The 17,109-nt window shown below is 60.8% G+C and carries 18 protein-coding genes; 10 read left to right on the top strand and 8 right to left on the bottom strand.

Features of this window, described 5'->3' with window-relative positions; translation table 11 throughout:
• Positions 1 to 264: 264 nt before the first annotated feature.
• The 5 genes from PMI01S_RS25310 to PMI01S_RS25290 all read left to right on the top strand — a co-directional run bounded on the left by PMI01S_RS25310 (position 265) and on the right by PMI01S_RS25290 (position 5,581).
• Positions 265 to 1,026: a gamma-glutamyl-gamma-aminobutyrate hydrolase family protein gene (locus PMI01S_RS25310; protein WP_084322848.1), complete on the top strand. Its 762-nt coding sequence runs from the start codon at positions 265 to 267 to the stop codon at positions 1,024 to 1,026.
• A gap of 347 nt (positions 1,027 to 1,373) precedes the next feature.
• The gene (locus PMI01S_RS25305; protein WP_017338191.1) at positions 1,374 to 2,516 is read left to right on the top strand and encodes an ABC transporter ATP-binding protein; all 1,143 of its coding nucleotides are present in this window, start codon (positions 1,374 to 1,376) and stop codon (positions 2,514 to 2,516) included.
• A 29-nt stretch (positions 2,517 to 2,545) separates the two neighbouring features.
• Positions 2,546 to 3,427: an ABC transporter permease subunit gene (locus PMI01S_RS25300; RefSeq protein ID WP_162491080.1), complete on the top strand. Its 882-nt coding sequence runs from the start codon at positions 2,546 to 2,548 to the stop codon at positions 3,425 to 3,427.
• Positions 3,424 to 4,308 carry an ABC transporter permease subunit gene (locus PMI01S_RS25295; protein WP_084322847.1) on the top strand — a complete coding sequence of 295 codons (885 nt, stop codon included), beginning with the start codon at positions 3,424 to 3,426 and terminating at the stop codon, positions 4,306 to 4,308. The genes PMI01S_RS25300 and PMI01S_RS25295 overlap by 4 nt, the downstream gene beginning before the upstream one ends.
• A gap of 175 nt (positions 4,309 to 4,483) precedes the next feature.
• Positions 4,484 to 5,581: a polyamine ABC transporter substrate-binding protein gene (locus tag PMI01S_RS25290; protein WP_084322846.1), complete on the top strand. Its 1,098-nt coding sequence runs from the start codon at positions 4,484 to 4,486 to the stop codon at positions 5,579 to 5,581.
• A gap of 239 nt (positions 5,582 to 5,820) precedes the next feature.
• On the opposite strand, the gene thpR is transcribed toward PMI01S_RS25290, so the two are convergent.
• Positions 5,821 to 6,360 (bottom strand): RNA 2',3'-cyclic phosphodiesterase, encoded by a 540-nt coding sequence (gene thpR / locus PMI01S_RS25285; protein ID WP_084322845.1) that lies wholly within the window; start codon positions 6,358 to 6,360, stop codon positions 5,821 to 5,823.
• A 60-nt stretch (positions 6,361 to 6,420) separates the two neighbouring features.
• Here thpR and PMI01S_RS25280 point away from each other — a divergent pair, with 60 nt between their 5' ends.
• Positions 6,421 to 6,615: a hypothetical protein gene (locus PMI01S_RS25280; RefSeq protein WP_084322844.1), complete on the top strand. Its 195-nt coding sequence runs from the start codon at positions 6,421 to 6,423 to the stop codon at positions 6,613 to 6,615.
• A gap of 15 nt (positions 6,616 to 6,630) precedes the next feature.
• On the opposite strand, the gene PMI01S_RS25275 is transcribed toward PMI01S_RS25280, so the two are convergent.
• The gene (locus PMI01S_RS25275; RefSeq protein WP_084322843.1) at positions 6,631 to 6,984 is read right to left on the bottom strand and encodes a DUF1428 domain-containing protein; all 354 of its coding nucleotides are present in this window, start codon (positions 6,982 to 6,984) and stop codon (positions 6,631 to 6,633) included.
• A 16-nt stretch (positions 6,985 to 7,000) separates the two neighbouring features.
• Positions 7,001 to 8,068, bottom strand: coding sequence for a hypothetical protein (locus tag PMI01S_RS25270; protein WP_084322842.1), 1,068 nt, complete (start codon positions 8,066 to 8,068; stop codon positions 7,001 to 7,003).
• 437 nt (positions 8,069 to 8,505) lie between these two features.
• Between PMI01S_RS25270 and PMI01S_RS25265 the strand changes: the two genes are divergently transcribed.
• A complete protein-coding gene (locus PMI01S_RS25265; RefSeq protein ID WP_084322841.1) occupies positions 8,506 to 8,766 on the top strand; it encodes a hypothetical protein in 261 nt (86 codons plus the stop codon).
• 9 nt (positions 8,767 to 8,775) lie between these two features.
• Here the strand turns inward: PMI01S_RS25265 and PMI01S_RS25260 are convergent, their stop codons facing one another.
• Entirely contained in the window at positions 8,776 to 8,973 is a 198-nt protein-coding gene (locus PMI01S_RS25260) for a hypothetical protein (RefSeq protein ID WP_084322840.1), read from the bottom strand.
• Positions 8,974 to 8,994: 21 nt separating this feature from the next.
• Positions 8,995 to 9,885, bottom strand: a complete 891-nt coding sequence (locus PMI01S_RS25255; RefSeq protein WP_084322839.1) for a LysR family transcriptional regulator — start codon at positions 9,883 to 9,885, stop codon at positions 8,995 to 8,997.
• Between the two features lie 135 nt (positions 9,886 to 10,020).
• Here PMI01S_RS25255 and PMI01S_RS25250 point away from each other — a divergent pair, with 135 nt between their 5' ends.
• A complete protein-coding gene (locus PMI01S_RS25250) occupies positions 10,021 to 11,427 on the top strand; it encodes an MFS transporter (RefSeq protein ID WP_084322838.1) in 1,407 nt (468 codons plus the stop codon).
• 124 nt (positions 11,428 to 11,551) lie between these two features.
• Here PMI01S_RS25250 and PMI01S_RS25245 read toward each other — a convergent pair whose 3' ends face one another.
• Both PMI01S_RS25245 and PMI01S_RS25240 read right to left on the bottom strand, forming a co-directional pair.
• Positions 11,552 to 12,001: a cupin domain-containing protein gene (locus PMI01S_RS25245; protein WP_084322837.1), complete on the bottom strand. Its 450-nt coding sequence runs from the start codon at positions 11,999 to 12,001 to the stop codon at positions 11,552 to 11,554.
• A 175-nt stretch (positions 12,002 to 12,176) separates the two neighbouring features.
• Positions 12,177 to 12,566, bottom strand: a complete 390-nt coding sequence (locus PMI01S_RS25240; RefSeq protein ID WP_084322836.1) for a DUF1801 domain-containing protein — start codon at positions 12,564 to 12,566, stop codon at positions 12,177 to 12,179.
• A 207-nt stretch (positions 12,567 to 12,773) separates the two neighbouring features.
• Between PMI01S_RS25240 and PMI01S_RS25235 the strand changes: the two genes are divergently transcribed.
• Both PMI01S_RS25235 and PMI01S_RS25230 read left to right on the top strand, forming a co-directional pair.
• Positions 12,774 to 14,150 carry a pyridoxal-phosphate dependent enzyme gene (locus PMI01S_RS25235; protein WP_084322835.1) on the top strand — a complete coding sequence of 459 codons (1,377 nt, stop codon included), beginning with the start codon at positions 12,774 to 12,776 and terminating at the stop codon, positions 14,148 to 14,150.
• Positions 14,147 to 15,325 (top strand): cystathionine gamma-synthase, encoded by a 1,179-nt coding sequence (locus PMI01S_RS25230; RefSeq protein ID WP_084322834.1) that lies wholly within the window; start codon positions 14,147 to 14,149, stop codon positions 15,323 to 15,325. Before PMI01S_RS25235 ends, PMI01S_RS25230 begins: the two co-directional genes overlap by 4 nt.
• Positions 15,326 to 15,477: 152 nt before the next feature.
• Here PMI01S_RS25230 and PMI01S_RS25225 read toward each other — a convergent pair whose 3' ends face one another.
• Positions 15,478 to 16,578 (bottom strand): polyamine ABC transporter substrate-binding protein, encoded by a 1,101-nt coding sequence (locus PMI01S_RS25225; RefSeq protein WP_084322833.1) that lies wholly within the window; start codon positions 16,576 to 16,578, stop codon positions 15,478 to 15,480.
• Positions 16,579 to 17,109: the final 531 nt, after the last annotated feature.

Below are 17,109 nucleotides of genomic sequence, written 5' to 3'. Positions count from 1 at the left end.
GTTAATTATTATGTTCACTACCTTGTTGCGAGCCCAGTCAACCCGAACGGCAAAGTGAAGTCAATAGCGAACACTCAGCCTCTCATCCTTTATTTTCGGGGCTTTTTTGGACGCGAGAGTGCCAGATGAGCCTTGGACGCCGCGCAAAGACTAGCGATCGGACGTATGGCGTTTAGAATTTTTTACATGAGAGTTGTTAATTAAAATCAACAAGGCTAAGCTCCGGAAAAGCTCGTTCAAGTGTGAAACTTCGAGGTGATAAAAATGGCATTCAAGCCATTGATCGGTGTTACTGCGTGCATCAAACAGATTGGCCCGCACCCCTACCACATCAGCGGCGACAAGTACTTGCGTGCTGTCAGCGTCGCGGCTCTGGGGCTGCCTGTGGTCATTCCTTCCTTAGGCGAACTGACCGAAATCGAGGATGTGCTCGCGCACCTCGACGGTCTGTTGCTGACCGGCTCGCCGTCGAATGTGGAGCCTTTCCACTATCAAGGCCCGGCCAGCGCCCCCGGCACGGATCACGATCCGGCGCGAGACGCCACGACCCTTCCTTTATTGCGTGCGGCCATTGCGGCGGGCGTTCCTGTGCTCGGCATCTGCCGCGGCTTTCAGGAAATGAACGTGGCGTTCGGCGGCAGCCTGCACCAGAAGGTGCATGAACTGCCGGGCATGCTCGATCATCGCGAAGCGGACAGCCCCGAGCTGGCGGTGCAATACGCCCCGGCGCATGCGGTAACGGTGCGACCGGGTGGCGTGTTCGAAGCGCTGGAGCTGCCGGCCGAATTCATGGTCAATTCGATTCACAGCCAGGGCATCGATCGCCTGGCGCCCGGCCTGCGTGCCGAAGCGATTGCGCCAGACGGTCTGATCGAGGCGATCTCGGTGGACCATAGCCCGACCTTCGCCGTCGGCGTGCAATGGCACCCGGAATGGCAGGTGCTTTCGAATCCGCCCTATTTGAGAATTTTCCAGGCGTTCGGCGATGCCTGCCGGCGACGGGCCGCGCTGCGTAAAACCCGCTGACCCAAAACACCCATTTACTGCCCCCGCGAGTTTGGCGGGCGTGCCTTTGCGCGTCCGTGGCTCGCGACAACAACACACTGCAATAACAACAAGTACGACCCAGGCAGCCAGGACGGCGGCGCCGAATAAGCCCGAGCGGTATGGATGAAGCAATTGATCCAAACGCAAATCCCTGTGGGAGCGGGCTTGCTCGCGAAGACAGCGTGTCAGTCGACATCATTGTTGCCTGATACACCGCTTTCGCGGGCAAGCCCCCTCCCACAGGGGATCACTGCACCCCGGGCTTGCAATCCACTCTTAAGTCAGGCCGCGTTGGCCCGACGACTGAAACCTGTTGGGAGTTTCACATGGCAAACGCCTCCAGCATTTACAGGAAGGCTCTTGAAGGTCACCCGTCACCGAAAAAGGTGCTGGTGAAAGTCGACCGCGTCACCAAGAAATTCGACGAAACCACCGCAGTGGACGATGTTTCGCTTGAGATTCATCAAGGGGAAATCTTCGCCCTGCTCGGCGGTTCCGGTTCCGGCAAATCGACGCTGCTGCGCATGCTCGCCGGCTTCGAGCGCCCGACCGAAGGGCGGATTCTGCTCGATGGCGTGGACATCACCGACATGCCGCCCTACGAACGGCCGATCAACATGATGTTCCAGTCGTACGCCCTGTTCCCGCACATGACCGTGGCGCAGAACATTGCGTTCGGCCTCAAGCAGGACCGTTTGCCCGCCAGTGAAATCGACGCCCGCGTAGAAGAAATGCTGCGCCTGGTGCACATGACCCAATACGCCAAACGCAAACCCCATCAGTTGTCCGGCGGTCAGCGTCAACGTGTGGCCCTCGCCCGCTCCCTGGCCAAGCGTCCGAAGCTGTTGCTGCTCGACGAACCGATGGGCGCGCTGGATAAAAAGCTGCGTTCGCAAATGCAACTTGAACTGGTGGAAATCATCGAGCGCGTCGGCGTGACCTGCGTGATGGTGACCCACGATCAGGAAGAGGCCATGACCATGGCCCAGCGCATCGCGATCATGCACCTGGGCTGGATCGCCCAGATCGGCAGCCCGGTCGACATCTATGAAGCTCCCGTCAGCCGCATGGTTTGCGAATTCATCGGCAACGTGAACGCCTTCGAAGGCACGGTCGTGGAAGACCTTGAAGGTCACGCGATCATTCACAGCAAGGATCTGGAACAGAAGATCTACGTCGGTCACGGCGTCAGCACTTCGGTGCAGGACAAGTCGATCACCTACGCGATCCGTCCGGAGAAAATGCTGGTCAGCACCACCCAGCCCGAAAGCCGCTACAACTGGTCCCAGGGCAAGGTGCATGACATCGCCTACCTCGGCGGACACTCGGTGTTCTACGTCGAACTGCCTGGCGGCAAAGTCGTGCAGTCGTTCATGGCCAACGCCGAACGCCGTGGCGCGCGTCCGACTTGGGACGACAAGGTCTACGTGTGGTGGGAAGACGACAGCGGCGTGGTACTGCGCTCATGAAAACACTCAATCAGCAGTTCATGCGGCTGATGCCGAGTGGTCGAAAGCTCGTCATCGGGATTCCATTCCTGTGGCTGTGCCTGTTTTTCCTGTTGCCGTTCTTCCTGGTGATGAAGATCAGCTTCTCGGAAGCGGCGCTGGCCATTCCTCCTTACTCCGAGATCTATACCTTCGCCGAACAGAAATTCCAGCTGTTCCTGAATGTCGGCAACTACCTGCTGCTGACCGAGGATGAGCTGTACATCTCGGCCTACTTCGGCTCGTTGAAGGTCGCGTTTTTCAGCACGCTGATGTGCCTGGTGATCGGCTTCCCGATGGCCTACGCGATCACCAAAGCGAGCAAGGAAGCGCAAAACGTCTTGCTGCTGTTGATCATGATGCCGACCTGGACCGCGATCCTGATCCGCGTTTATGCGTGGATGGGCATCCTCAGCAACAACGGTTTGCTCAACGCGTTTTTGATGTGGACCGGGCTGACCGATCACCCGATCGAGATCCTCAACACCAACACAGCCGTGTACATCGGCGTGGTTTATGCCTACCTGCCGTTCATGGTGTTGCCGTTGTACGCCAACCTGGTCAAGCACGATCAAAGCTTGCTGGAAGCGGGTTCGGACCTGGGTTCGAGCAACTTCAACAACTTCTGGAAAATCACCGTGCCGCTGGCCAAGAACGGGATCATCGCCGGTTGCATGCTGGTGTTCATTCCGGTGGTCGGTGAGTTCGTGATTCCGGAACTGCTGGGCGGCCCGGAAACCCTGATGATTGGCCGTGTGCTGTGGCAAGAGTTCTTCAACAACCGCGACTGGCCGGTGGCATCTGCCCTGGCGGTGGTGATGCTGTTGATCCTGATTGTGCCGATTCTGCTGTTCAACCGCAGCCAGGCCAAAGAGATGGAGGCACGGGGATGAAACGCTTCGGATTTTCAAAGTTCATGCTGGTATTCGGCCTGTCGTTTATCTACTTGCCGATGCTGATTCTGGTGATCTACTCGTTCAACGCTTCCAAGCTGGTCACCGTTTGGGGTGGCTGGTCGTTCAAGTGGTACGCCGGGTTGCTCGATAACACGCAACTGATGGGCTCGGTGGTGCGCTCGCTGGAAATCGCCTGCTACACCGCGATTGCGGCGGTGGCGCTGGGGACACTCGCGGCGTTTGTGCTGACTCGCGTGACGCGTTTCAAGGGTCGTACGCTGTTTGGTGGTTTGGTGACCGCGCCGTTGGTGATGCCGGAAGTGATCACCGGGCTGTCGCTGTTGCTGCTGTTCGTGGCCATGGCGCAGCTGATCGGCTGGCCGATGGAGCGTGGCATCGTCACCATCTGGATTGCCCACACCACGTTCTGCGCGGCGTATGTGGCGGTGGTGGTGTCGGCGCGTTTGCGTGAGCTGGACCTGTCCATCGAAGAAGCGGCCATGGACCTCGGGGCGAAGCCGTTCAAGGTGTTTTTCCTGATCACCATTCCGATGATCGCGCCGTCGCTGGCGGCCGGCGGCATGATGTCGTTTGCCCTGTCGCTGGATGATCTGGTGTTGGCGAGCTTCGTGTCCGGCCCGGGTTCGACGACCCTGCCGATGGAAGTGTTCTCGGCGGTGCGTCTGGGGGTGAAGCCTGAGATCAACGCCGTGGCCAGCCTGATTCTGCTCGCCGTTTCGATCGTGACCTTCATGGTCTGGTACTTCAGCCGCCGCGCCGAAGCCACCCGTAAACGGGCGATCCAGGAAGCGATGGACCAGACCGCCAGCGAATCCTGGCAACAGCCGAAAAAGCAGGTGGTAGAAGCGACGGCGTAACACCGCCCCCGCACCTGTAGGAGCGAGCTTGCTCGCGATGGACTTCAACGATAACGCGGGCTGTCTGATTGAACGCGGCGTCCTCAGGTTTTTCGCGAGCAAGCTCGCTCCTACAAGGAACGTGCAAGCTTTCTTGCTGTGTGATTTTGAATAAAAAGAGAATGGAGTTGTACCGATGAAAATGTTTGGCAGGACTCTGCTGACACTGTCCTTAATGGGCGCAATGGCCACCGGCGCCCAGGCCAATGACAAGGTACTGCGCGTCTACAACTGGTCGGATTACATCGCCCCGGACACCGTCAAGAAGTTCGAAGACGAGACCGGCATCCGCGTGACCTACGATGTGTTCGACAGCAATGAAACCCTTGAAGCACGCCTGCTCGCGGGCAAATCCGGCTACGACATCGTCGTGCCGTCCAACAGCTTTTTGGCCAAGCAGATCAAGGCTGGCGTCTACCAGGAACTGGACAAGTCGAAGCTGTCGAACTGGAAAAACCTCAACCCGGTCCTGCTGAAAAACGCCTCTGCCAGCGATCCGGATAACGGTCACGCCTTCCCGTACATGTGGGGCTCGATCGGTATTGGTTTCAACCCGCAGAAGGTCAAGGAAGTGCTTGGCGCCAACGCCCCGACCCACTCCTGGGATTTGCTGTTCAAACCGGAAAACGCGGAAAAACTGAAAGCCTGCGGCATCAGTTTCCTCGATTCGCCGACCGAGATGCTGCCCGCGGCCCTGCACTATCTGGGCTACCCGGTGAACTCCCAGGACAAGGCGCAGATCGCCGAAGCGGAAGCGCTGTTCATGAAGATCCGGCCGTCGGTGGCGTACTTCCATTCGTCGAAGTACATCTCCGACCTGGCCAACGGCAACATCTGCGTGGCGGTCGGTTATTCCGGCGACGTGCTGCAAGCCAAGGCCCGCGCGCAGGAAGCGGGCGACAAGGTGAAGATCGACTACAGCATTCCGAAAGAAGGCGCCGGCAGTTTCTACGACATGGTCGCGATCCCGCGGGATGCGGCGAACGTCGAGAACGCCTACCTGTTCATGAACTTCCTGATGCGTGCGGACATCATTGCCGAGATCACCAACAACATCGGCTACAGCAACGCCAACGCAGCGGCGACGCCATTGGTGGATGAGGCGATCCGCAATGATCCGGGGTCGTATCCGCCTCTGGCCGTGATGGCGACGTTGTATGCGATTCCGGACATGCCGATCGGGGTTCAGCGGGTGATGACCCGTGGCTGGACGCGGGTGAAGCTCGGGAAATAGTCGCTGAATCCGAAATCGCCATCGCCGGCAAGCCAGCTCCTACAGGGTATGCGTCGCGCCGCAGATCATTGTAGGAGCCGGCTTGCTGGCGATGAGGCCATAACCTTCAACATAGATGCTGGCCACTTACCGTTTTCCGTTCACGCAGCGCCTTACCACCGCTGCACTCCTCTCTGACGAACGGCCTCACCTGGCTTCCTCGGTTAAGGTGAGTTTGGCGCCCTCCTCGGGCGCTTTTTTTATGCCGGAACCAGCGGCCATTCGGCCAGCGCCCGATAGCGGCCCTTGTGCGATTCGAACAAAGCAAATCGGTCTGCCCGCAGAAAAAACTCCGGCGGCGTCGCCGATTCAGGCACCGGCGCCCGATAGTCGCGCATCAACGTCAGGTGCGGCCGGAATTCCTTCGACGCCTCGTCAAAGCCGAACGGCAACATCGCCTGCTCCAGCGCATACACCAGCCGCAACAACTCCGGCGGCGCCTGCTCCGGCGCGAGGATCAGCACCCCCGCCCTGCGCCAGACATCCAGCCGATCCAGTGCCACCCGCAACGCCACACCCGGCACACGAACTTTCGCCACCGCCACGCAGATCTCGGCAATCTGCGCTACACCCACCGCGCCCAGAAACAGCAATGTCAGATGAAAGTTTTCCGCCGGCACCGGGCGCCCATTGCGCAATTGCAGCGCGCTGCGCCATTGGGCGATGGCCTTGCGTTGCTCGGGCGGGCAACCCAAAGCAAAAAACAGCCGTTTGACCGGCTCCGGGGTTTCGTCGCTCACGCCTGGCACCTCCTGACACGCACGTTATAGTTGAACCAACCGAATCGACGGGAGGGCCCCATGCGAGAGATCATCAGCAAAGAGCCATGGTGGGCCACGCCACCGCAACCGGGTCAGGATGAGTCAGAGCTGGAATGGGGCTGGCTGGTTCACTATAGCGAAGGTGAGCCGCGTTTCGAGTTCGTCAGGGAGCGACCGACGGACAGCGAGATCCGTAATCGAAAAAGTTGCAGGATCACCCCGGCGCCGGAGTGATCCTGCGGTTGAGGCTCACGCTTTCACGATCATTTCAAAACCACCGAACACCAGACGCTGCCCGTCGAACGGCATCGGATTGACGTCCGGCTGCATGCGCGGATCGTTCATGAGTTTTTCCATCCCGGCGTCGCGGGTCGCCTTGTCCGGCCAGACGATCCAGGAAAACACGACGGTTTCGTCTTCCTTGAGTTTCACCGCCATCGGAAACGAAGTCACCTTGCCGTCGGGCACGTCGTCCCCCCAGCATTCGGCGAGGCTCAGCGCGCCGCTTTCCTTGAAAATGGCCGCAGCGGTTTCGGCGTGTTTTTTGAATTTTTCGCGGTTGGCCGTAGGTACGGCTGCGAGGAAGCCATCAACGTAGGACATGGTCGTTCTCCTTGGGTTATGGGGCGATCTGCGGGTTAGTCGGTTCGGACGGACTCCAATCGACAGCGTCGCTGCCCGAACTGACCGACGGTATTTCGGCACTCCCCGCCAGATTGCCCTCAATCTGCCCTGCCATGTACAACGTGCCCGCCATCACACCGGTGGTTGGGTTCTGCACCATTTTTATCCAGGCCTTGTCGAACGTGTTGCCCAGACTGCTGCGAATCAGTGCCTCACTGTCCGGTCGGTCGTTGGCCTGGATCAGCGCGCGAATCCCCGCCACGCCCAGCGTAATCAAGCCTCCGGCGAGTTTGCCCACCGCTGCGGACACCGCGCTGGCGGCACCGCGCGGGGCCATTTCGGCTTCCATCCTTTTGCTGGCGCGCTTGGCCACGGGCGCCATGGCGGTGTCGGTCGAATCAACCCCCTTGCTACCGCCGGCCTTGTGAATCTTGTCGATCAGCGCTGCGTACGCCGGCAGGGTATTGAGCGGCTGGGTGTGCACGACCTGGTACAGCGAAGCGTCCCGTGCGGGCGGCGGCCCGAGGGCGATGGCCGGGATTTTCTGGATACGGCCATTGAGCTGGGCCATTGGAACGCCGTGGCGTTGGGAGATTTTTTGCAGTTCTTCCTGAAGAATATCCACGTAGAACGCCGTGGCCAGACCGAGGATCTGCTCGGGATCAATCTCTACCGCGGCCGGCGCCAGCACACGCTTCTGGTATTGCTCCAGCAGATAGGCTGCCAGGCGCTTGGACGAAGCTTCCTGCTCGCCTTGGGCACTGAGGGAGTACCAGCTGACCTTCATCGACAGCCATTCCTGGGTCCAGTAGCTACTGAACCAGGGGATGAAGTTTTCTTCGGTCAGTTGATAGACCCGGGTTCGCCAGTAAGCCATGGCGCCGCGCGAGTAGATTCTTGCCTGTTCGGTAGCGGACTGGGACGCGGCGACGATGTCCCGATCCACCTGCTGCCAGGTGATCGGGGAAATGATCACCGGCGGCGCTGGCGCCGGCGCACGCGCAGGCGTGACGCATCCCGCCAACACCAGCAGCACGGCGACGATCAGCGAACGCAGGTTCAAGATCGCATGTCCTACGGTCTTCCCCCGAACAGGATATCCGGGGGTTAAAGCACCCTGATTTGAGTATAGGCGGCAGTGGGTGCCTGCTCTGGGGTTGATGGTGTTCTCATGGGCCTCTTCGCGAGCAAGCCCGCTCCCACAGGGGACCAGCGTCGCTCACGAATCTTCGTTACACCACACAACACTGTGGGAGCGGGCTTGCTCGCGAAGAGGCCTGAATGAACACCACAAAACCCGACCATCAGTCACATCGATATTCACCATCGCCGTGAATGCCTTCCGCTCATGAACCGTCAGCGTAGGATCAACTTCAACCCGACACAAAACCCCGAACCGGAGGGGCAAATCATGTTGATCCATCTGCTGACCTGCCTGGCCCTGACAGCCTTCACGCTGACCGTTTTTTCGTGGTACGTCCTGACCGAGGAGCGCACATCATGATCCACACCGTCACCCTCGCCGTGAGCTTTCCGGTGTTCGGCAACAACTACTACTCGCAACAGGTCGTCTCGCGCAAAGTGCTGTCGCTGGTGTTCGACAAAAATTTCGAAGCGCTGCTGATGCCAGCCGCCGCCAACCACTTCAGCAACGAAGTGGTCGGGCTCAACGATCAGTTCCGCTTTTTGAATGATGTGCTGGCCGAACACCTGCTGGATGCCGAACTGGCTCAGCACTCGTCTCGGTCGTTCACTTTTTGAGGTCACCCGTCAACACCATTCAGTGACATACGCCGGCGCAACCCTACCGGCGTGCTCCGGCACCGGTGGCAGCGGTGCCGACTTGATCGGCAGCACACCCGCCCAGATCGGCAAATCCAGATCAGCGTCTGCGTCCTTCGGCCCGTCCGTGCGGATCTTGCAGGAAAACTCGTTCATCAAGACACGCAACACCGTGGTCGCGGCCATTTCCTGCGCGTAGCCGCGACGTTATTGCGCGCAGACCTCACGAACACACCCTCGTAGCCAGCGATGCACCGGATCGGCATCCAGCCGTGGATGCCACAGCATCGCTACAGTGAACTCCGGCAAGGAAAGCGGCAGCGCAAAGCTGTGCATGCCCGCCCGCAGGTTTTCGGTGTGGCGCTCAGGAACGGTAGCGATCAGGTCAGTGGCGCGGGCGAGCGCCAACGCAGTCGAGAAACCGGCAACGGTGGTCACGACTTGCCGTTCCAGTTGCAGCGTCGCCAGCGCTTCATCGACAGGCCCCTTGTCGAGCCCACGCCGCGAGACGCTGATATGGCCGCCTGCCGCAAAACGCTCCGGAGTGATCTCGCCCTGGTTCAGCGGGTGATCCGTTCGCACCACCCCGATAAAACGGTCGCGGAACAAACCCTGCGTACGCAGCTCAGGCCCGGCGGCACTCCCCACCACACCGGTTTCCAGATCAACGGTCCCGTCACGCAGCGACGTGCTGTCCTTGTCAGGTTTGTGCATGAAGCGCAGACGCACGCCGGGGGCTTGTTCGGCGAGGCGTGCAATGAGCGGCGCGCCGAAGTTCTCCACAAAACCTTCGCTGGTGCGCAATGTGAACGTGCGGACCACTTGCTTCAGGTCTGGCTGCTGCGCCGGACGCAACACTGCTTCGGCGTCCTGCACCAACTGGCTGACCCGCTCTCGCAGTTCCAGCGCCCGAGGCGTGGCGACAAGCCCGCGCCCGGCCCTGACCAGCAGCGGGTCGCCTGTGGTTTCTCGCAACCTTGCCAACGCCCGACTCATCGCTGAAGGGCTCAACCGCAAGCGTTTGGCCGCCCGCGCCACGCTGCCCTCGGCGAGCAGCACATCGAGGGTGACCAGCAGATTGAAATCGGGATTGGACATGGATCGCCCCGCGGCAAAGTGAGATGGCGTTGAACGCACGAGTACAGTGCAAACCGTGCGCCTTCCGCCATGTTAGGCGCCGGCGTAGATTTCCGATAGCTCCGCTTCGGGAGTGGCCAGATCAAGAGAGACAGAATGAAGCCGACTATTGCCCTCGTAGACAGCGCACCACAGACCCCTTCCGTACGCTGGGCGCTGATCAGCCTGTCGCTGTCGATGCTGCTGTCGTCGCTCGGCACCAGCATCGCCAACGTGGGGTTGCCGACGCTGGCGCAGGTGTTCAACGCGACGTTCCAGGAAGTGCAGTGGATCGTCATTGCTTATCTGCTGGCGATCACCACCCTGATCGTCAGCGTCGGTCGGCTCGGTGACCTGATCGGGCGTCGCCGGCTGCTGCTTGGCGGCATCGGTGTGTTCACCGTGGCCTCGGCGCTGTGCGCTTGTGCACCGACACTGGGGATGTTGATTGGCGCCCGGGCACTGCAAGGGCTCGGCGCGGCGATCATGATGGCGCTGACCATGGCCTTCGTTGGCGAGACGGTCGCGAAGAACAAAACCGGGAGTGCCATGGGTTTGCTCGGGACGATGTCGGCGATTGGCACCGCGATGGGACCGTCGCTCGGCGGTTTGCTGATTGCCGGATTCGGCTGGCGGGCGCTCTTCGTTGTCACCGTGCCCTTGGGCCTGATGACGTTACTGCTCGCGCATCTCTATCTGCCCGCCGACCGCCAGAAGCCAGCAACCGAGGGGGCCCGTTTCGATGCGTGGGGCACGCTGGTGTTGGCGCTGACGTTGGCGGCGTATGCGCTGGCCATGACCCTCGGTCGCGGCCATTTCGGGCTGTTCAATATGGGGTTGCTGCTGGCGTCGGGGGTCGGTGTCGGGCTCTTCGCGTTCATCGAGACACGAGTTGCCTCGCCGTTGATTCGACTGCCGATGTTTCGCAACCCGGTGCTGAGCGCCAGCCTGACGATGAGCACGCTGGTGGCGACAGTGATGATGGCGACGCTGGTGGTCGGGCCGTTTTATCTGGCCCACGGGCTTGGGTTGAAGGCGGTTGTGGTGGGAATAGTGCTCGCGGTCGGGCCGTGTGTCGCGGCGCTGACGGGTGTGCCCGCCGGCCGGATCGCCGACCGTTTCGGCGCACAACGGATGACGGTCGCCGGGCTGATCGCGATGGCCATCGGTTGCCTCACGTTGTCGGTGTTGCCGCTGACAGTCGGCATCGGCGGCTACGTTGCGCCGATGGTGGTCATCACACTCGGCTATGCCGTGTTTCAGACAGCCAACAACACCACAGTCATGTCGGATGTTGCGCCAGACCAGCGCGGTGTTGTCTCGGGCATGCTCAACCTGTCGCGCAATCTCGGGCTCATCACCGGAGCCTCCGCGTTGGGCGCCGTGTTCGCCTTCGCCTCGCAGGCGGTGGACGTCACCCTGGCGCAGCCCGAAGCGGTTGCCCACGGAATGCGGGTCACCTTCGCGGTCGCGCTGGGGCTGATCGTTGCTGCGCTGGGCGTCGTGCTAGCCGCCAAGCGTTGAAACCCTGTAGGAGCCGGCTTGCTGCGGGCGGCGTTCCGATGATGGTGTGTCAGTCGACATCGACTCAGCTGACACACCATCGCCAGCAAGCCGGCTCCTACAGGGGATTTGCGGTGCTTTTGACTTACTGTTTGATCACAACCAGCGGTTCGCCTTTCTTCACGATATACGTCGCCAGTTCGGAGCTGGTTTTTGTCCCGATGTTCTTCGCTATATGCGCGACGCCAGCCGGGATGTACAGCGAGTCACCGGCCTTCAGCGTGACCGGTGGCTGCCCTTCCAGTTGATATTCGAACGTGCCGTCGATGACATAAGCCACTTCCACACCGGGATGGGAGTGGTTGGGCGACGAGACACCCGGATCGATATCAACCCGCACCTGGATCACTTCGCGACCGTCGATGTCGAGATCCTTTTTCAGCAGATCGGTGCGATGAATCCCTGTCTGCCAGCTTTTTGCTGGGGCCTTCACTTCTTCGGCCTGAGACACGCCGGAGAACGCGGCGAGCGCGGCAGTGGTGACAACAGCGACACCGAGCATTTTGACGGTGTGACGAGCATTGATGCGGAACATGGCGTTTCTCCGGTTATACCGTTGTGGTGCCCTCATTAGGCCGCCGCCGTGTATCCCGTACGTGTCGCGGATGGCATGGATTTGTAAGCGAAGATAGCTGTGGGCGCGGCAGATACGCAGGGATACAAAAAGTCCCCCGCCCCACATTGCAGGCCCGACGCTGCTACTGGTTGCGTTACGGCGACTGTGTGTTGAGCACCACCGCCGCACGAATGAGCGCCTGCAGCGCCTTCTCGTCAATCGCTTCGCCCTCATGCACATCAATGGCCCGTCGGGTGTTGCCCTCAAGGCTGGCGTTGAACAGGCCTGCAGGGTCTTCCAGCGAAGCGCCTTTGGCGAAGGTCATTTTCACCACCGCTTTGTAGGTTTCGCCGGTGCAAATGATCCCGGCATGCGACCACACCGGCACGCCTCGCCACTTCCATTCCTCGACCACGCCGGGGTCTGCCTGTTTGATGATCGCCCGGACGCGCGCGAGCGTCTCGCCCCGCCAGTCACCCAACTCCTTGATTCGTGTGTCGATCAGCGCAGAGGCCGATTCGCCCGCGCTGCTTTCCTGCTTCATGGTGCTCGCTCCTGCGCAATAATCGTCGACTCAGTATTGTCGACTTGCGCAATCTCTCCAGCCGCGACGTGACCGGCTGGCCGCACGAGGTTGCGAGTGAGCCAATCGCGGCCTATGGTCCAAGCGATGCATTGTTGGCGACGGGCGCGCGAGGACGTGCCGCCGGTTGCCGTCCTTCAGTGCGAATACCCGCGAAGAGGTGACAACATGCCGAACGATTCCCGCCCTGCCGTGCTTGAACTGATTGGCAACACACCGCTAGTGCGCGTCAGCCGTTTTGATACCGGCCCGTGCACCCTGTTTCTCAAGCTCGAATCGCAGAACCCCGGCGGCTCGATCAAGGACCGCATCGGCCTGGCGATGATTGACGCCGCCGAGCGCGACGGTCGGCTCAAGCCCGGCGGCACCATCGTCGAAGCCACCGCCGGCAACACCGGGCTCGGCCTGGCGCTGGTCGGCCGCGCCAAGGGTTATCGGGTGGTGTTGGTGGTGCCGGACAAGATGTCCACCGAGAAAGTCCTCCACCTCAAGGCCATGGGCGCCGAAGTGCACATCACCCGCTCCGACGTCGGCAAGGGCCATCCCGATTATTACCAGGACGTTGCGGCGCGGCTGGCGCTGGACATTCCCGACGCATTCTTCGCGGACCAATTCAACAACCCGGCCAACCCGCTCGCCCATGAGTGCAGTACTGCGCCGGAGATCTGGGCGCAGACCCAGCATGACGTGGATGCCATCGTTGTCGGTGTCGGTTCGGCCGGCACGCTGACCGGGTTGACCCGTTTCTTCAAGCGCGTACAGCCGAACCTGACGATGGTACTGGCCGATCCGGTCGGTTCGGTGATGGCCGAATACAGCCGCAGCGGCACCATGATCACACCCGGTTCGTGGGCGGTGGAAGGCATCGGTGAAGACTTCATTCCGTCGATTGCCGACCTGTCCAGCGTGGGCCATGCCTACTCGATCAGCGACGAGGAAAGCTTCGATCACGCCCGCCAGCTGTTGCGCGCCGAAGGCATTCTCGGCGGCTCTTCGACCGGCACCTTGCTGGCGGCGGCGCTGCGTTATTGCCGCGAGCAAACCGAGCCGAAGCGCGTGGTCAGTTTCGTCTGCGACACCGGCACGCGCTACTTGTCGAAGGTCTACAACGACCAATGGATGAACGATCAAGGGTTGCTCGCACGCAAACCCTATGGCGATCTGCGCGACGTGATCGCACGCCGCTTCGAGGATGGCCGGGTGATCAGCGTCGGCCCGGACGACACTTTGCTCACGGCATTCCAGCGCATGCGCCTGGCGGATGTGTCCCAATTGCCGGTGCTGGTGGACGGAAAGAAACTGGTCGGCGTGATCGACGAATCCGACATTCTGCTGGGCATGCAGGAAGACCCTTCACACTTCCGCTTGACCGTGGCCAGCGCAATGACCGACAAAGTGGAAACACTGCCCGCCAGCGCCAGCATGGCCCAGCTGCAGACAGAACTCGATCGCGGGCTGGTGGCGATCATCGCCGACGCATCGGGCTTCCACGGCCTGATTACCCGCGTCGACCTGCTCAATCATTTGCGGAGATCCCTTGCATGAGTCAACACGATGAAAACGCCGCGCCGCGCGCCTTCGCCACTCGGGTGATCCACGCCGGGCAGACGCCGGACCCGACCACCGGCGCGTTGATGCCGCCGATTTATGCCAACTCCACCTACCTGCAACAGAGCCCCGGCGTGCACAAGGGCTTCGACTACGGCCGTTCGCATAACCCGACGCGCTTTGCCCTGGAACGTTGCGTCGCCGACCTTGAAAGCGGCACCCGGGCCTTCGCGTTCGCCTCCGGGCTGGCGGCGATCTCCACTGTGCTGGAACTGCTCGACGCTGGCTCGCACATTGTCTCCGGCAATGACCTGTATGGCGGCACCTTCCGGCTGTTCGACAAGGTGCGCAAACGCAGCGCCGGGCATCGCTTCAATTTCGTCGACCTGACTGACCTGACAGCCTTCGAAGCCTCCTTGCAGGACGACACGCGGATGGTCTGGGTCGAGACGCCGAGCAACCCGCTGCTGAGCCTCACGGACCTGGCCGCCGTCGCACGCATCTGCCGCGCACGCGGCATCATTTGCGTGGCCGACAACACCTTTGCCAGCCCGTGGATCCAGAGGCCGCTGGAGCTGGGTTTCGACATCGTGCTGCACTCGACCACCAAATACCTCAACGGCCACTCCGACGTGATCGGCGGTATCGCCGTGGTTGGCCAGAACCCTGAACTGGCGGAACGCCTGGGTTTTTTGCAGAACTCAGTGGGCGCGATCGCCGGACCGTTCGACGCCTTCCTGACCCTGCGCGGCGTGAAGACCCTGGCACTGCGCATGGAACGTCACTGCAGCAACGCGCTGGAACTGGCGCAATGGCTGGAACGTCAGCCGCAGGTAGCGCGCGTCTACTATCCGGGCCTGCCGTCACACCCCCAACATGAATTGGCGAAGCGGCAGATGCGCGGTTTCGGCGGGATGATTTCTGTCGATCTGAAAAGTGATCTGGCCGGCGCCACGCGCTTCCTCGAGAACGTGCGCATCTTCGCCCTGGCCGAGAGCCTGGGCGGCGTGGAAAGCCTGATCGAGCACCCGGCGATCATGACCCACGCCACTATCCCCGCCGACACCCGCGCACAACTGGGGATCGGTGACGGGTTGGTGCGATTGTCGGTGGGGGTTGAGGATGTCGAGGATTTGCGTGCGGACCTGGCTCAGGCGCTGGCGCGGATCTGAACAAACCGAAAGCTCGGTGGCCTGACGCCGAAACCTGTAGGAGCCGGCTTGCTGGCGATGGCGGTGGGGCAATCAGCATTGATGTTGGCTGACCCACCGCTATCGCCAGCAAGCCGGCTCCTACAGGGGAATGCATAGCTCGCCCCTGAGTGTTACTCGCCGGACTTGATGCTGGTCCAGACCCGCGTGCGAACCCGTTCAAGTTTTTGCGGTAGCGGTTGCACCACATAGAGCGTTTTCAACGCTTCGCTGGTCGGCGTCAGGTTCGGGTTGTCGGTGATCTCTTTGTTGATCAGCGCAATCGAATCCTTGTTGGCGTTGGGGTAGCCGAGGAAGTCACTGATCGGGGCGATGACTGTCGGGTCCAGCAAGGTGTTGAGAAACTCGTGGGCCTCTTCGACGTTCTTCGCGCTTTTTGGAATGGCGAAGGTGTCAAACCAGATCGGCGCGCCCTCCTTCGGCAAACGCCAATCGACCACCACCCCGTTGCCCGCCTCCTTGGCGCGATTGCCGAACTGATAGAAGCTGCCGGAATAGCCGATGGCGACGCAGATATCGCCGTTGGCGATGTCGGTCATGTACTTGGCGGAGTTGAAGTAGGTGACGTAAGGGCGAATCTTCAGCATCAACGCCTTGGCTTTTTCGTAGTCGTCCGGGTTCTGGCTGTTAGGGTCCAATCCCAGGTAGTGCAACGCCAGCGGCAGGATTTCCGAAGGCGAGTCGAGCATGGCCACGCCGCAGGATTTGAGCTTCGCCATGTTCTCCGGCTTGAACACCAGATCCCAACTGTCCACCGGCGCATTCTCGCCCAGCGCGGCCTTGACCTTGGCCGGGTTGAAGCCGATCAGCACGGTGCCGTACATGTAAGGCACACCGTACTGATTGCCGGGGTCGTTCTTGTCCAGCAACGCGAGCAGTGCCGGGTCCTGATGCTTCCAGTTCGGCAGTTTGGATTTGTCGAGTTTCTGGAACACACCCGCCTTGATCTGGGTTTCGATGAATTGGTTCGACGGCACCACCAGGTCATAGCCCGAGTTGCCGGTGAGCAACTTGGCTTCCAGCGACTCGTTGGTGTCAAAGGTATCCCAGGTCACTTTGATGCCGCTTTTCTCGGCGAAGTCCTTGGGCACGGACGGCAGGATGTAATCCGCCCAGTTGTACACCCGCAGTTCCCGCTGTTCGGCGTGCACGGCGCTGGCCAGCAGCGTCAGCCCACACACGGTGGCGCCCAGTATGCGTTTCATCGTGACCATGAATGAATTCCCCAAGTGTGTCGCTCGTTGGTTTTTATGTTCTGTACACGGCAGGACTTGAAAATTGCCAAGGGCAAGGAAAACAGGTTTCTCGTTGTGGTGTTGCGAGCGTGCTGGAACAGCAGCGCTGCTTCGATTCTTGCTGACGAACTGGACAGTTCATAGAGTGATGTCGGCCAAAAGGGGATCGAAATGGCCAATATCGGTGTCCCGCTTGATCTGGTCAGTAATTGCAGGGCGTTGGTTTCCCGCTTGGGGGGATATCCATTGTTTGGGTGATGGCGGGTATTGGTTCCGCCCTGACGGCGGGTTACTTGGAACAGTGCCAAGTAACCAAACGCTTTTGCCCCTTCGTTCGGTGTCTCGAGGGGGGCGACTACCGCCACAGCACCACGAGGCGGCCTGCGGGCCGACCTGTCATTTGAGGCGTTTGCGTTCCCCTGTAGGAGCTGGCTTGCTAGCGATGGACGTCCAGACACCGCGTTCATTCAGACCGCACGCGTAATCGTTAACGTCCATCGCTAGCAAGCT

The organism is Pseudomonas migulae NBRC 103157 (assembly GCF_002091715.1).
GTDB classification, from domain to species: Bacteria; Pseudomonadota; Gammaproteobacteria; order Pseudomonadales; family Pseudomonadaceae; genus Aquipseudomonas; species Aquipseudomonas migulae_A.
This window is presented reverse-complemented; position numbering and strand designations above follow the sequence as displayed.

Coding starts and splice junctions, on each gene's coding strand:
- PMI01S_RS25250 (WP_084322838.1), top strand. CDS start 10,021: ATGAAGCCGACTATTGCCCTCGTAGACAGCGCACCACAGACCCCTTCC.
- PMI01S_RS25310 (WP_084322848.1), top strand. CDS start 265: ATGGCATTCAAGCCATTGATCGGTGTTACTGCGTGCATCAAACAGATT.
- PMI01S_RS25295 (WP_084322847.1), top strand. CDS start 3,424: ATGAAACGCTTCGGATTTTCAAAGTTCATGCTGGTATTCGGCCTGTCG.
- PMI01S_RS25305 (WP_017338191.1), top strand. CDS start 1,374: ATGGCAAACGCCTCCAGCATTTACAGGAAGGCTCTTGAAGGTCACCCG.
- PMI01S_RS25225 (WP_084322833.1), bottom strand. CDS start 16,578: ATGGTCACGATGAAACGCATACTGGGCGCCACCGTGTGTGGGCTGACG.
- PMI01S_RS25255 (WP_084322839.1), bottom strand. CDS start 9,885: ATGTCCAATCCCGATTTCAATCTGCTGGTCACCCTCGATGTGCTGCTC.
- PMI01S_RS25245 (WP_084322837.1), bottom strand. CDS start 12,001: ATGTTCCGCATCAATGCTCGTCACACCGTCAAAATGCTCGGTGTCGCT.
- PMI01S_RS25290 (WP_084322846.1), top strand. CDS start 4,484: ATGAAAATGTTTGGCAGGACTCTGCTGACACTGTCCTTAATGGGCGCA.
- PMI01S_RS25235 (WP_084322835.1), top strand. CDS start 12,774: ATGCCGAACGATTCCCGCCCTGCCGTGCTTGAACTGATTGGCAACACA.
- PMI01S_RS25265 (WP_084322841.1), top strand. CDS start 8,506: ATGATCCACACCGTCACCCTCGCCGTGAGCTTTCCGGTGTTCGGCAAC.
- PMI01S_RS25260 (WP_084322840.1), bottom strand. CDS start 8,973: ATGGCCGCGACCACGGTGTTGCGTGTCTTGATGAACGAGTTTTCCTGC.
- PMI01S_RS25230 (WP_084322834.1), top strand. CDS start 14,147: ATGAGTCAACACGATGAAAACGCCGCGCCGCGCGCCTTCGCCACTCGG.
- PMI01S_RS25240 (WP_084322836.1), bottom strand. CDS start 12,566: ATGAAGCAGGAAAGCAGCGCGGGCGAATCGGCCTCTGCGCTGATCGAC.
- PMI01S_RS25300 (WP_162491080.1), top strand. CDS start 2,546: ATGCCGAGTGGTCGAAAGCTCGTCATCGGGATTCCATTCCTGTGGCTG.
- PMI01S_RS25280 (WP_084322844.1), top strand. CDS start 6,421: ATGCGAGAGATCATCAGCAAAGAGCCATGGTGGGCCACGCCACCGCAA.
- PMI01S_RS25275 (WP_084322843.1), bottom strand. CDS start 6,984: ATGTCCTACGTTGATGGCTTCCTCGCAGCCGTACCTACGGCCAACCGC.